The organism is Microbacterium xylanilyticum, assembly GCF_054654695.1.
In genome coordinates this window covers 1,752,108-1,764,450 of record NZ_BAAIEN010000002.1, presented here as the reverse complement: position 1 = coordinate 1,764,450, position 12,343 = coordinate 1,752,108, and the positions used below count along the sequence as shown (strand labels likewise).

Annotated in this window: 12 protein-coding genes; 3 read left to right on the top strand and 9 right to left on the bottom strand. The window is 69.9% G+C overall.

The window, feature by feature from the left end; genetic code table 11:
- Nucleotides 1-42: 42 nt before the first annotated feature.
- Nucleotides 43-1,578 carry a DUF349 domain-containing protein gene (locus ACYQ1L_RS08905; protein ID WP_460003830.1) on the top strand — a complete coding sequence of 512 codons (1,536 nt, stop codon included), beginning with the start codon at nucleotides 43-45 and terminating at the stop codon, nucleotides 1,576-1,578.
- Between the two features lie 90 nt (nucleotides 1,579-1,668).
- The gene (locus tag ACYQ1L_RS08900) at nucleotides 1,669-2,226 is read left to right on the top strand and encodes a type IV toxin-antitoxin system AbiEi family antitoxin (RefSeq protein WP_460003829.1); all 558 of its coding nucleotides are present in this window, start codon (nucleotides 1,669-1,671) and stop codon (nucleotides 2,224-2,226) included.
- 33 nt (nucleotides 2,227-2,259) lie between these two features.
- On the opposite strand, the gene ACYQ1L_RS08895 is transcribed toward ACYQ1L_RS08900, so the two are convergent.
- The 7 genes from ACYQ1L_RS08895 to ruvC all read right to left on the bottom strand — a co-directional run bounded on the left by ACYQ1L_RS08895 (nucleotide 2,260) and on the right by ruvC (nucleotide 10,131).
- Complete coding sequence (locus ACYQ1L_RS08895; protein ID WP_460003828.1) at nucleotides 2,260-4,521, bottom strand: RelA/SpoT family protein; 2,262 nt, start codon at nucleotides 4,519-4,521, stop codon at nucleotides 2,260-2,262.
- 89 nt (nucleotides 4,522-4,610) lie between these two features.
- On the bottom strand, nucleotides 4,611-5,612 hold the full coding sequence (secF, locus tag ACYQ1L_RS08890; protein WP_460003827.1) for a protein translocase subunit SecF: 1,002 nt from the start codon (nucleotides 5,610-5,612) through the stop codon (nucleotides 4,611-4,613).
- Nucleotides 5,612-7,339, bottom strand: a complete 1,728-nt coding sequence (gene secD, locus ACYQ1L_RS08885; protein ID WP_460003826.1) for a protein translocase subunit SecD — start codon at nucleotides 7,337-7,339, stop codon at nucleotides 5,612-5,614. The genes secF and secD overlap by 1 nt, the downstream gene beginning before the upstream one ends.
- Nucleotides 7,340-7,389: 50 nt before the next feature.
- Nucleotides 7,390-7,821, bottom strand: coding sequence for a preprotein translocase subunit YajC (locus ACYQ1L_RS08880; RefSeq protein ID WP_460003825.1), 432 nt, complete (start codon nucleotides 7,819-7,821; stop codon nucleotides 7,390-7,392).
- A 74-nt stretch (nucleotides 7,822-7,895) separates the two neighbouring features.
- Nucleotides 7,896-8,924 (bottom strand): Holliday junction branch migration DNA helicase RuvB, encoded by a 1,029-nt coding sequence (gene ruvB / locus ACYQ1L_RS08875; protein WP_460003824.1) that lies wholly within the window; start codon nucleotides 8,922-8,924, stop codon nucleotides 7,896-7,898.
- Complete coding sequence (gene ruvA, locus ACYQ1L_RS08870) at nucleotides 8,917-9,534, bottom strand: Holliday junction branch migration protein RuvA (protein WP_460003823.1); 618 nt, start codon at nucleotides 9,532-9,534, stop codon at nucleotides 8,917-8,919. Before ruvA ends, ruvB begins: the two co-directional genes overlap by 8 nt.
- A gap of 9 nt (nucleotides 9,535-9,543) precedes the next feature.
- Entirely contained in the window at nucleotides 9,544-10,131 is a 588-nt protein-coding gene (ruvC, locus tag ACYQ1L_RS08865; RefSeq protein WP_460003822.1) for a crossover junction endodeoxyribonuclease RuvC, read from the bottom strand.
- 240 nt (nucleotides 10,132-10,371) lie between these two features.
- Between ruvC and ACYQ1L_RS08860 the strand changes: the two genes are divergently transcribed.
- The gene (locus ACYQ1L_RS08860) at nucleotides 10,372-10,728 is read left to right on the top strand and encodes a GIY-YIG nuclease family protein (RefSeq protein ID WP_460003821.1); all 357 of its coding nucleotides are present in this window, start codon (nucleotides 10,372-10,374) and stop codon (nucleotides 10,726-10,728) included.
- Between the two features lie 281 nt (nucleotides 10,729-11,009).
- Here the strand turns inward: ACYQ1L_RS08860 and ACYQ1L_RS08855 are convergent, their stop codons facing one another.
- Both ACYQ1L_RS08855 and ACYQ1L_RS08850 read right to left on the bottom strand, forming a co-directional pair.
- Nucleotides 11,010-11,768 (bottom strand): YebC/PmpR family DNA-binding transcriptional regulator, encoded by a 759-nt coding sequence (locus tag ACYQ1L_RS08855; protein ID WP_460003820.1) that lies wholly within the window; start codon nucleotides 11,766-11,768, stop codon nucleotides 11,010-11,012.
- A 54-nt stretch (nucleotides 11,769-11,822) separates the two neighbouring features.
- Nucleotides 11,823-12,290 (bottom strand): hypothetical protein, encoded by a 468-nt coding sequence (locus ACYQ1L_RS08850; protein ID WP_460003819.1) that lies wholly within the window; start codon nucleotides 12,288-12,290, stop codon nucleotides 11,823-11,825.
- Between the last annotated feature and the right edge of the window lie 53 nt (nucleotides 12,291-12,343).

Sequence of the window (12,343 nt, the reverse complement as noted above, 5' to 3'; positions counted from 1 at the left end):
GTCCTTTCCGCCTCCCGCGGTCCGCCGCGCAAGGAGTTCACCGTGTCCACCGAAGAGCACACCCCCGAAGACCCCACCGCCGCAGAGCAGGCCGCGTCAGGCGCAGCCGAGACCGCCGCGGCCTCTGACGAGCAGGCCGCCGAGGCGCCCGCCGCGAGCAGTGACGCGCCGGCCGAGACCGCATCCGCCGCCGAGCCCGAGACCGGGACGCCCGCGGCGTCGGCTCCGGCCGTGCCCGCACCGCGTACGCCGGCCACGCCCCGGCCGCCGGCCATGCCGCGCCCGCCCGCAACGGCGATCCGCCCCGTCGTGCCCGCAGCGCCCGCTGCGCCGGCCCCGGTCAGCACGTCCGACGCCGCCGAATGGGGTCGCGTGGCCGAGGACGGCACCGTCTCCGTGCGCGAGGGTGACACGTGGCGCGAGGTCGGGCAGTACCCCGACGGCACACCGGCCGAGGCGCTCGCCTACTTCGCCCGCAAGTTCGAGGACCTCGCCTTCAAGGTGAACACGCTCGAGCAGCGCGTGCAGGCGGGAGGCTCCGGCGCCGGCGATCTCGTCAAGCAGGCTCAGCACCTCGTCGACGAGGTGACCGATGCCGCGGCGGTCGGCGACCTCGCCGGGCTCCGCGCCCGGCTCGATGCGCTCACCGGCTCTCTCGCCGAGGCGTCCGCCGCAGAGGCGCAGGAGGCCAAGGCAGCCGTCGACGCCGCCATCGCCGAGCGCACCGCCATCGTCGAGCGCTCCGAGGCGATCGCCGCGCAGGACCTCTCCTCTGTGCAGTGGAAGAAGGTCACCGAGGAGATGGGCGCGCTGTTCGACGCGTGGCAGAACCACCAGCAGAACGGCCCCCGTCTGCCGAAGGGCGTGGCGAACCAGCTCTGGAAGCGCTTCCGCGACGCCCGCGCGACGGTCGACCGTCAGCGCCGTGCGTTCTACGCCGAGCTCGACGAGACCCACAAGGCCGCGCGCGAACGCAAGACGCGCCTGGTCGAGCGCGCGGAGGCCCTCGCTCCCAAGGGCGTCGACGGCATTCCCGCCTACCGCGGTCTCCTCGACGAGTGGAAGGCGGCCGGCCGTGCCGGACGCAAGGCCGACGACGCCCTGTGGGCGCGGTTCAAGGCCGCCGGCGATGCGCTGTACGCGGCACGCGCGGAGCAGGCCGCGGCGACAGAGGCCGAGTCCGCGCCCCGTATCGAGGCCCGCACCGCGCTCCTCGAAGAGGCCAAGGCCGTGGCGGACGAGCCCGACCTCGCCAAGGCCCGTGCCCTGCTCACCCGGATCCAGCGTCAGTGGGACGAGGTGGGACGCATCTTCCCGCGGGAGAAGGAGCGCGCGCTGGATGACCGTCTGCGCGTCATCGAGCAGGAGCTGAAGGCCCGCGAGGACGTCGACTGGAAGCGCAACAACCCCGAGACGAAGGCCCGCGCCGGCGCGATGAGTGAGCAGCTCCAGCAGGCGATCGCCAAGCTGGAGGCCGAGCGCGACGCGGCGCAGAAGGCCGGGAACGCCAGGGCGCTGAAGGAGGCGACCGAGGCGCTCGAGGCGCGTCGGTCCTGGCTCAAGGCGCTCGGCGGCTGATCACGACGCCGCGGTGGCGCCGCGGCAGGTTGTCCACAGGGCGGGGATCCTCGGATCCCCGCCCTGTGCCGTCTGGCGCACACTGGACGCATGCGCGGCGTCTTCCTGCATCTCCCCGGCGAGCGGCTCTCACTGTCGGAGCTCTCTGCGGCACGGCTCGACGGAGATGTGGTGGAGCTGGGCGAGGCCTATGCACCCGCCGACCTCGTGGAGACGGCGGTGCTGCGCGCGGCGTCCCTCCTGCCGCTGATCGGGAGCATCCCCGGAGCGGCATTCGCCGGGATGAGCGCGGCATGGATCCACGGCGCCGGTGACGCGCCTCCCGATGTGCACGAGGTGCAGAGCGCCACCGGGCGCCGACTGCGCGCGACTCCGAGCCGCCGCCTCCTCGTGCACGATCCGGTGCTGGACGCGGAGGACGTCCAGCACATGGGCGGTATCGCCGTCACGACCGCCGAGCGCACGCTCATCGACCTGCTGCGGTGGCCGCCGACGCACCCGGCGCGTCGGGACTGGGCGCGCCTGCTCGCCGAGAGCGACCCGTCGCTGCCCGAACGTGCCGCAGTGCGGCTGTCGCGTCTGCCCCATGGCCCCGGCCATCATCGCGTCGTGGAGTTCCTCACCGCGCACGGCGCGGAGGCGGCGTGACCGCGGATCAGGCCCGCTCCGGGCGGTGCGGGTTCAGGACGATGTGACGCGGTAGACGTCGTAGACGGCGTCGATCCGGCGCACCGCGTTCAGGACCCGGTCCAGGTGCACGGTGTCGCCCATCTCGAAGACGAAGCGGCTCAGCGCCAGCCGGTCGTTCGTGGTCTGCACCGTGGCCGACAGGATGTTCACGTGGTGCTCGCTGAGCACGCGGGTCACGTCGGAGAGCAGGCCGGAGCGGTCCAGCGCCTCGGCCTGGATCTGCACCAGGAACACGCTGCGCGTCGTCGGCGCCCACTCCACGTCGACCATGCGGTCCTTCTCGACCGACAGCGCCTTCACGTTCACGCAGTCGGAGCGGTGCACGGAGACACCGCTGCCCCGCGTGACGAAGCCCACGATGTCGTCCCCCGGCACCGGAGTGCAGCACTTCGCGAGCTTGACGAGGATGTCGGCCGCTCCGCGGACCAGCACGCCCGAGTCGCCCTCGCGCGGGATCCGGCTGCGCCCATGCGACGGGATGTCGATCGCACCGGTCGTCGTGTCGTCGGCCGTCGAGATGAGCGCGGTGACCTTCTCGAGCACGGACTGCGTGGAGACGTGCCCCTCGCCGACCGCCGCGTACAGAGCGGAGACGTCCTCGTACCGCAGCTGGTGCGCGACCTCCGTGAACGACTCCTGGCTCATCAGGCGCTGCAGCGGCAGGTTCTGGCGGCGCATCGCACGGGCGATGGCCTCCTTGCCCTGCTCGATCGCCTCCTCGCGACGCTCCTTCGTGAACCAGCCGCGGATCTTGTTCCGCGCCCGGGTGCTCTTCACGAACGTCAGCCAGTCCTGGCTGGGGCCGGCGTCGGGGTTCTTCGAGGTGAAGACCTCCACGACGTCGCCGCTGTTCAGCGCGGTCTCCAGCGGCACCAGGCGCCCGTTGACCTTGGCGCCCATCGTCCGGTGCCCGATCTCGGTGTGCACCGCGTACGCGAAGTCGACCGGGGTCGCACCGGACGGCAGGCCGATGACCCGTCCCTTCGGCGTGAAGACGTAGACCTCCTTCGCGCCGATCTCGAAGCGCAGCGAGTCCAGGAACTCGCTGGGGTCGGCGGTCTCCGCCTGCCAGTCCGAGATGTGCGCGAGCCAGGTCATGTCGGCGTCGGCGGTGGACGCCTTCCCGCCGCCGTTCATCCGCTCCTTGTACATCCAGTGCGCCGCGACGCCGAACTCGGCCTGCTGGTGCATCTCGTGCGTGCGGATCTGGATCTCCACGGTGCGGCCGCCGGGGCCGATCACGGTGGTGTGCAGCGACTGGTAGAGGTTGAACTTCGGAGTGGCGATGTAGTCCTTGAACCGGCCGGGCAGCGGCGTCCAGCGGGCATGGATCGCGCCGAGGACGGCGTAGCAGTCGCGCACCGTGCTGACGAGCACGCGGATGCCGATGAGGTCGTAGATGTCGTCGAACTCCCGGCCGCGCACCACCATCTTCTGGTACACGGAGTAGAGCTGCTTGGGCCGCCCTGCCACCTTGCCGCGCACGCGCAGGTCGCGCAGGTCGCTCTCGACGGCCTCGACCACCTCGCGGATGTACTTCTCCCGCTGCGGGGTGCGCTGCTTGATGAGGCTGTCGATCTCGGCGTAGATCTTCGGGTGCAGCACCGCGAAGGACAGATCCTCGAGCTCGGACTTGATCGCCTGGATGCCGAGCCGGTGCGCCAGCGGGGCATAGATCTCGAGGGTCTCGGTGGCCTTCTTCGCCGCCTTCTCCGTAGGCACGAAGCCCCAGGTGCGCGCGTTGTGCAGGCGGTCGGCGAGCTTGATGATCAGGACGCGGATGTCCTTCGACATCGCCACGATCATCTTGCGGACGGTCTCCGCCTGCGCGCTGTCGCCGTACTTGACCTTGTCGAGCTTGGTGACGCCGTCGACGAGCATCGCGACCTCGTCGCCGAACGTCGCCGTCAGGTCGGTGAGCGCGTATCCGGTGTCCTCGACCGTGTCGTGCAGGAGCGCCGCGGCGATCGCGCGCGGACCCAGCCCGAGGTCGGCGAGGATCTGCGCCACCGCCAGCGGATGCGTGATGTAGGGCTCGCCGCTCTGGCGCTTCTGCCCCCGGTGCTTCTCGGCAGCGACGGCGTAGGCGCGCTCGATGATGGCGAGATCACCGCGCGGGTGGTTCTGCCGCACGGTGCGGATGAGGTTGTCGAGGTCGTTGATCCTCGGCGCGCGCGAGAAGATCCGGGGCACGAGCCTGCGCAGGCTCGAGCCCTGTGCCGGCGCCCCAGGCGTCGTGCCGACCTCGCTCATCCGACCTCCAGGCAGATCATCCTACAAGCGCCCGGGAGGGCGGGATCCATAGACGGCCGAGGGGGCCGAGCCACCGGCCTGACAGGGCATCAGACCTCGATCGCGCTGACCGTCGCGCGCTGGCGCGCCGCCAGGACCCGCTTGTCGTGCTCGCGGATCGCCGGCTCGTTCTCACGGAAAAGCGAGTACAGCGGCGCCGCGACGAACAGCGTCGAGTACGCGGCGACGATGATGCCGACGAAGATGGACAGCGAGATGTCCGTCAGCGTCTGCGCGCCGAGCCAGAACGCCCCGATGAACAGGATCGCGCCGACCGGCAGGGCCGCGATGACCGCGGTGTTGATCGAGCGGACCAGTGTCTGGTTCACCGCCAGGTTCACCGACTCCCCGAAAGTGCGGGACGACTTCGCCCCCTCCTCCGTGGTGTTCTCGCGGATCTTGTCGAACACGACCGTGGTGTCGTACAGCGAGTACGCGAGAATCGTCAGGAAGCCGATCACGGCCGCCGGAGAGATCTCGAAGCCCGCCAGCGCGTAGACGCCGATCGTGATGATCAGCACGTCGAGCAGGCCCAGGATGGACGCCGCCGACATCTTCCAGGTGCGGAAGTAGATCGCCAGGATGAGGAAGGTCAGCGCGAGAAAGATCGCGAGGCCCCAGAGCGACTGCCGGGTCACGCCCTCGCCCCAGCTCGGGCCGATGAACGACGTGTTCACCTTGTCCTCGGAGACGCCGTACGCCTTCGCGAGTGCGGCGGCGACGTCGTGCGACTGCTGCTCGCTCTTGAGCTGCGCGGTCTGCACCCGGATGTCGCGGTTGTTGACCGTGGTCACCTTGGTCGTGACGTTCGGCAGCACCGAGCGCACGGCCGTCGTCGCGATGCCCTGATCGCGGGTCGCCGGAGCCTCGACCGTGAACTGCGAGCCGCCGGTGAACTCGATCGAGAACTGCACCGGACGGAACAGCGGCACGAGCGCCGAGCCCACGACGAGCAGGATCGCGATGATGAACCAGATCCGCCGCTTCCCGACGAACGGGAAGGAGGTCTTGCCGGAGTAGAGGTCGTTGCCGAGCTCATTCATGGAGCGCATCAGTCGTTCTCCCCGTTCCGGCTCGCGCCCTGGGACGCGTCGGCGAGTGCCTCCGCGCGCTTTCGTTCGGCGATGGTCTGCCGGCGCTCCGCCTCACCGCGCGAGCGGCTGGCGCGGGCGGCCCGGCCCTGCGACCCGGTGATCACCTCGCGGTACTCGCTGCGTCCGCGATAGACCGCGCCGAGCGCCTCCGGATCCATGCCGGACAGCGGGTGACCGTTTCCGAAGAACCGGGTGCGCGCGAGAAGCTGCATGACGGGGTGCGTGAACACCACGAAGATCAGCACGTCGATCAGGGTCGTCAGGCCCAGCGTGAAGGCGAAGCCCTTCACTGTGGCGTCGGCCAGGATGTACAGCACGACCGCGGCGAGGATGTTGATCGACTTGGAGATGTAGATCGTGCGCTTGGCGCGGCTCCAGCCGTCCTCGACCGCACCGGTGATCGACTTGCCGTCGCGCAGCTCGTCTCGGATGCGTTCGAAGTACACGATGAACGAGTCCGCCGTGAATCCGATCGACACGATCAGACCGGCCACGCCGGCGAGCGACAGACGGAAGCCCATGCGCCAGCCCAGGATGCAGATCAGCACATACGTGATGACCGCCATCACGGCGATCGACGCGATGATCACGAAACCGAGGGCGCGGTAGCTGAGCAGCGAGTAGATCGCCACGAGGCCGAGTCCGATCAGGCCGGCGAGCAGGCCGATCTGCAGCTGCTGGGATCCGAGCGTCGCCGAGATCGTGTCGGAGCTCTGCACCGTGAAGCTCAGCGGGAGCGCACCGAACTTGAGCTGGTCGGCAAGGCTCTTCGCCGTCTCCTGCGTGAACGAGCCGCTGATGGACGGGCGACCGTCCAGGATGACGCCGTTCATGGACGGCGCGGAGATCACGGATCCGTCGAGCACGAACGCGAACTGGTTGCGCGGCGTCTGGTTCTGCTGCGTGAACGCGTAGAGGCGCTGGCTCACCTTGCCGAAGGCGTCGGTGCCCTTGCCGTCGAAGGTCAGGTTGACCTCCCACTGGCCGTTCTGCTGGTTGAGACCCGCGGTGGCGTCCTTGATCGACGTGCCGTCCAGCTCGACCGGGCCGAGCAGGTACTTGGCCTGGCCGCTGCTGTCGCATGCGATGAGCGGCTGATCGGCGGGCTGCTTCGCCGCCTCGCGCTTGGTCTTGCAGTCGTAGGCGAGGAACTGGGCCTGCAGCTTCGGCGTCACCCAGGACATGTCGCTGCCGTCGGTGGGCTTCGGCGACGGCGTGGAGGCGAGGTCGGGCGCCGGCGTGGGGTACGGCGTGGACTTGCCGTCATCCCCCACGAACGAGGTCGCCGGGTTGGTCGCCGCGAGCACCGCGCGCAGCTCCATCTTCGCGCTCGCCTGGATGCGGTTGCGCGTCGCTTCGTCCGCCTTGCCGGCGATCTGCACGACGATGTTGCGGCCGCCCTCCGTCGTGATGTCGGACTCGCCGACGCCCGAGGCGTCGACACGCTGACGGATGATCTGCGCCGCCTGCGTGAGCTGCTCGGCGTTCGGATCCTTGCCGTCGGCCGTCTGGGCGCTGAGGATGATCTGCGTGCCGCCCTGCAGGTCGAGGGCGAGCTGCGGCGTCCAGGAGCTCTTGCCGAAGCCGTACACGCCGAGCGCGTTCAGGCCGAAAAGCACACCGATGGCGATGAGCAGGCCGAGCAGGACCCGCCAGGCGTGCTTGACCGGAGAAGACGATGCCACGAAGGTTCTTCGCTTTCTGAGGGTGGGAGTGCGACGGCGCGGGGCGCGCGTCAGTTCTTGTCGTCGGCCTCGCGCTGCAGACGCGCGCGCGTCTCCTCGGCCGATTCGATGCGGATGTCCTCAGGACGCTCGTCCAGCGGCGTGTGCTCGTCGAGCGGCGTCTGCGCAGCCTCCTCGGCTGGCGCCGCCTGCTCCTCGTCCACGATGCGCAGGATCGCCTGCGAGTGCACCTCGATGACGACGCCCGGGGCGACCTCCACCTTCGCGGGGCGGTCGAGGTTCTCCGGGTCGAACTCGACGATCGTCCCGTAGATGCCGCCCTGCAGCAGCACCTTGGCGCCGGGAACGGTCTCCTGCGCCTTCTTCTCCTGCTCCTCCTTCATCCGCTTGTTGCGGCGCCGCGTCGACAGCACCATGAAGACGAGCAGGATGGCCAGGACGAAGAACAGGCCGTACTGCGAGAAGAAGGTCGCGAAGTTCATGCGGAGAGAGAGCCTTTCGGGCGCGCGCCGACGGTGGGGCGCAGAAGGGTGGGGATGGTGGAAGTCTCCAGCGATTATAGGTCATCGAACAACGCGGCCCCCTCGGGGTGCGCGACGCCGAGGTGAGTGTAGGCCTCGGGCATGGCGATGCGCCCACGAGGTGTACGGCCGAGGAAGCCGATCCGAACCAGGTACGGCTCGACGACGCTCTCGATGGTGTCGGCCTCCTCGCCGACCGACACCGCCAGGGTGCTCAAGCCCACCGGTCCGCCGCGGAACCGCCGCACGACGGCGTCCAGCACCGCCCGGTCCAGGCGATCCAGCCCGATCCGGTCGACGTCGTACAGCTCGAGCGCGGCGCGGACGTCCTCGACGGCCGCGGACGACCCGCCGCCGTGCACGAGCGCGTAGTCCCGCACCCGGCGCAGCAGCCGGTTGGCGATGCGCGGGGTGCCGCGGGAGCGACGGGCGATCTCCTCGCGCGCGATCGCGGGCACGTCGACGCCCAGGACGATCGCCGAGCGCTCGACGACGCGCTCCAGTTCGGCCGGGTCGTAGTACTCGAGGTGAGCGGTGAACCCGAATCGGTCGCGCAGGGGGTTCGGCAGCAGTCCGGAGCGCGTCGTCGCGCCGACGAGGGTGAACGGCGCGAGCTCGAGCGGGATGCTGGTGGCGCCCGCGCCCTTGCCGACCATGATGTCGATGCGGAAGTCCTCCATCGCGAGGTACAGCATCTCCTCGGCGGAGCGCGCCATCCGGTGGATCTCGTCGATGAACAGCACCTCGCCGGGTGTCAGGCTGCTCAGCAGCGCGGCGAGGTCGCCGGCGTGCTGGATCGCCGGGCCGCTGGACATGCGCAGAGGGCGCCCGCTCTCGTGAGCGACGATCATCGCGAGCGTGGTCTTCCCGAGCCCGGGCGGGCCGGACAGCAGGATGTGGTCGGCCGGACGGTCCTGGATCCGGGCCGCGTCGAGGAGCAGCTTCATCTGCCCGCGCACCTTGTGCTGGCCGACGAACTCGTCCAGGCTCGACGGGCGCAGCGCACCCTCGATCGCCAGCTCGGCCTCGTCGACGGCCTCGCTCGAGTCGCGGAACTCAGCCACGGGCGCCCCCGCCCTGCGCGGGTCCCAGCGTCGCGAGCGTGCGACGCAGCAGCAGGGCGACGGACCCGCGTTCGGTCTCGCTGGCGTCGGCCGTGCTGCGCTCGGCGGCGTCGGCGGCGACCCGCTCGGACCAGCCCAGCCCGATGAGCGCGGCGATCAGCTGCGCGCTGATCTCGTCGGGGATCGATGCGGCCACCGGAGCGGCCGCGGGGGGCTGCAGCTTGCCGGTGAGCTGCACGACGATGAGCTTCGCGGTCTTCGGACCGATGCCCGAGACCCGGCGGAAGGGCGCGTCGTCGTCTGCCGCCACCGCCGAGGCGATCTGGTCGACGGACAGGTGCGACAGCACGCCGAGCGCCGACTTGGGGCCCACCCCTGTCACCGACAGGAGGTGACCGAACACCTCCAGCTCGGCGGGATCCGCGAAGCCGTACAGCGACAGGGCATCCTCCCGCACGATCAGCGAGGTGTGCAGGCGCAGCTCCTGTCCGATGCGCGCCGTGTGCGCCACATCGCCGGGGACCGCGACCGAGAAGCCCACTCCCCCGACCTCGATGACGACGGAATCCGTGGTGGTGGACAGCACGGTGCCGCGCAGGGAGGAGATCATGTCAGCAGTCTACGCAGGTGCTCGTAGGTATGTTCGAGCGACACGCTCCGCGTCGGCCCACGCCTTCTGCGCCGGCGTCTGGCCTCCGGCATCCGCCGCCGAGGTCGCGAGCCCCGGTCCGCGCCAGGCGTGGCAGAGCGCGATGGCCAGCGCATCGGCGGCGTCCGCGGGCTGCGGCGGCGCGTCCAGCCGCAGGATGCGGGCGATCATCGCCTGCACCTGCTTCTTGTCCGCGGATCCGTATCCGGTGACCGCCGCCTTGACCTCGCTCGGCGTGTGCGTGGCCGCGGGGAGTCCGTGCTCGGCCGCGATGAGCAGCGCCACCCCGCTGGCCTGCGCCGTGCCCATCACGGTGTGGCTGTTCTGCTGCGCGAAGACGCGCTCCACGGCGACCGCCTGCGGCGCGTGGTCCGCGATGACCGCCCGGATCCCCACAGCCACCGCAGCGAGCCGCTCCCCGATCGGCGCGTCCACGGGCGTGCGGATCACTCCGACGTGCACGAGGGTGCCGCGCCGCATCGGGTCGACGTCGACGACGCCGACGCCGCAGCGCGTGAGCCCCGGGTCGATGCCCAGCACGCGACGGATTCCGGTCATCCCCCCAGGCTAGGCGCGGGGCGCCGCGCCAGGGCCGAGGCGCTCCGCAGATCCGGTCCCTGAGCCCGTCGAAGGGACACACCTGAGTCCGGTCCCTGAGCCCGTCGAAGGGACACACCTGAGTCCGGTCCCTGAGCCCGTCGAAGGGACCCGCCTGAGTCCGGTCCCTGAGCCCGTCGAAGGGACCCGAGTTCTCCACAGCCTGGTTCTCGGCCCTCGCGTCGGGGGAAGGATCGACAAATGGCTTGGACATACATCGTCGAGTGCGCGGACGGCTCGTTCTACACCGGCAGCACGGACCTCATCGACGTCGAGGCGCGGATCTGGCAGCACAACAACGACCGGGACGTGAGTGCGAACTTCACCCGCAGACGTCGCCCCGTCCACTTGGTATATTCCGAGGCGTTCGACCGCATCGAGGATGCATTCACCCGGGAGAAGCAGATCCAAGGATGGTCACGGGCGAAGAAGCTGGCGCTCATCGAACTTCGCGGGGCGGATCTGCCTGAACTCTCGCGCTCGCGTCGACGCGAGGTCGCTTCGACAGGCTCAGTGACCGACGGTGGTGACGCGAGGTCGCTTCGACAGGCTCAGTGACCGACGGTGGTGACGCGACGTCACTTCGACAGGCTCAGTGACCGGTGGTGACGCGAGGTCACTTCGACAGGCTCAGTGACCGACGGTGGTGACGCGAGGTCACTTCGACAGGCTCAGTGACCGACGGTGACGCGAGGTCACTTCGACAGGCTCAGTGACCGACGGTGACGCGACGTCACTTCGACAGGCTCAGTGACCGACGCGCGGGGACCACCGGTGCAGCATGACGAAGGGGCCGGCGGCGCCGAGGCGCACGTCGACCCCTTCGGAGGCTCGGGGGCCTATTCGTCGTTCTCGAGCTCGGCCTGCACCTCGGGGGTCAGGTCGAAGTTGGCGTACACGTTCTGCACGTCGTCGCTGTCCTCGAGCGCGTCGATGAGGCGGAACACCTTGCGGGCGGCCTCCGCGTCGATCTCGACCTTGAGGTTCGGCACGAACTCGACGTCGGCCGACTCGTACTCGATCCCCGCCTCCTGCAGGGCGGTGCGCACGGCGACCAGGTCGGAAGCGTCGGTGATGACCTCGAAGCCCTGGGCGTGCGGCTCGATCTCCTCGGCGCCCGCCTCCAGCGCCGCCATCATGACGTCGTCCTCGGTCGTTCCCTCGGAGGAGACCACGATGACACCCTTGCGGGTGAAGTTGTACGCGACGCTGCCGGGGTCGGCCAGCGTGCCGTTGTTGCGGCTGAGAGCCGTGCGCACCTCGGCGGCGGCGCGGTTCTTGTTGTCGGTCAGACACTCGATCATGAGGGCGACGCCGCTCGGGCCGTAGCCCTCGTACATGATGGAGCTGTACTCGACGGACTCGCCGCCGATGCCGGCGCCGCGCTTGATCGCGCGGTCGATGTTGTCCTTGGGGACGGAGGTCTTCTTCGCCTTCAGCACCGCGTCGAACAGCGTCGGGTTGCCCGCCTGATCGGGGCCGCCGAGCTTCGCGGCGACCTCGATGTTCTTGATGAGCTTGGCCCACGACTTGGCACGGCGTGCGTCGATGACCGCCTTCTTGTGCTTGGTCGTGGCCCACTTGGAATGCCCGGACATATGTCTCCTGCTCGTATCCGCCCCGGGGTCGCTCCCGCCAGGGCATCGTCCATTCTAGAAGATCCCCGCTCGCGGCACGGTGCCGTCGGGAGGTGCACCGGGATCGACGCGCCTGCTGCGGTAGATCCAGGTGAGGAGGATCCCGAGGAGTACCGTCACCGCGCAGACCGCCCAGGGCAGCCAGGCCGCGTCGGAGAAGCCGGCGTCCGTGCGCACGACGATGCGGTCCCCCGCCATCGCCGTCGCGCCATCGCGGTAACCCGCGCGCGCCATCTCCACGGGGCCGGTCGATCCCGCGAGCACCACACCGTCGAGCTTGCGCGAGCCGTCGTCGCTGGTCCAGCTGCCGATCGGCCGGCATCCGCTCTTGGTGCTCTCGCAGGACAACTGCGTGAACGTCCCCCACTGCACGGGGCGCGAGGCATCCACGGCCTCGCCGATCCCCCACGCCGCGCAGAGGAGGAAGACGAGTCCGAGGAACGCGTAGCCGGCACTCAGCGCGAGACGGGCTGAGCGGGGCATGCGAGAACCGGAGGGCACCTCTCCATTAAACAAGCCCGGCCGTGCGACGACCC

What these genes read in the sequence shown, in the direction of transcription:
- ACYQ1L_RS08880 (WP_460003825.1), bottom strand. Translation starts at nt 7,821, where the DNA reads ATGAACTTCGCGACCTTCTTCTCGCAGTACGGCCTGTTCTTCGTCCTG.
- ACYQ1L_RS08900 (WP_460003829.1), top strand. Translation starts at nt 1,669, where the DNA reads ATGCGCGGCGTCTTCCTGCATCTCCCCGGCGAGCGGCTCTCACTGTCG.
- ACYQ1L_RS08895 (WP_460003828.1), bottom strand. Translation starts at nt 4,521, where the DNA reads ATGAGCGAGGTCGGCACGACGCCTGGGGCGCCGGCACAGGGCTCGAGC.
- ACYQ1L_RS08855 (WP_460003820.1), bottom strand. Translation starts at nt 11,768, where the DNA reads ATGTCCGGGCATTCCAAGTGGGCCACGACCAAGCACAAGAAGGCGGTC.
- ACYQ1L_RS08850 (WP_460003819.1), bottom strand. Translation starts at nt 12,290, where the DNA reads ATGCCCCGCTCAGCCCGTCTCGCGCTGAGTGCCGGCTACGCGTTCCTC.
- secF (WP_460003827.1), bottom strand. Translation starts at nt 5,612, where the DNA reads ATGCGCTCCATGAATGAGCTCGGCAACGACCTCTACTCCGGCAAGACC.
- ACYQ1L_RS08860 (WP_460003821.1), top strand. Translation starts at nt 10,372, where the DNA reads ATGGCTTGGACATACATCGTCGAGTGCGCGGACGGCTCGTTCTACACC.
- ruvC (WP_460003822.1), bottom strand. Translation starts at nt 10,131, where the DNA reads ATGACCGGAATCCGTCGCGTGCTGGGCATCGACCCGGGGCTCACGCGC.
- ruvA (WP_460003823.1), bottom strand. Translation starts at nt 9,534, where the DNA reads ATGATCTCCTCCCTGCGCGGCACCGTGCTGTCCACCACCACGGATTCC.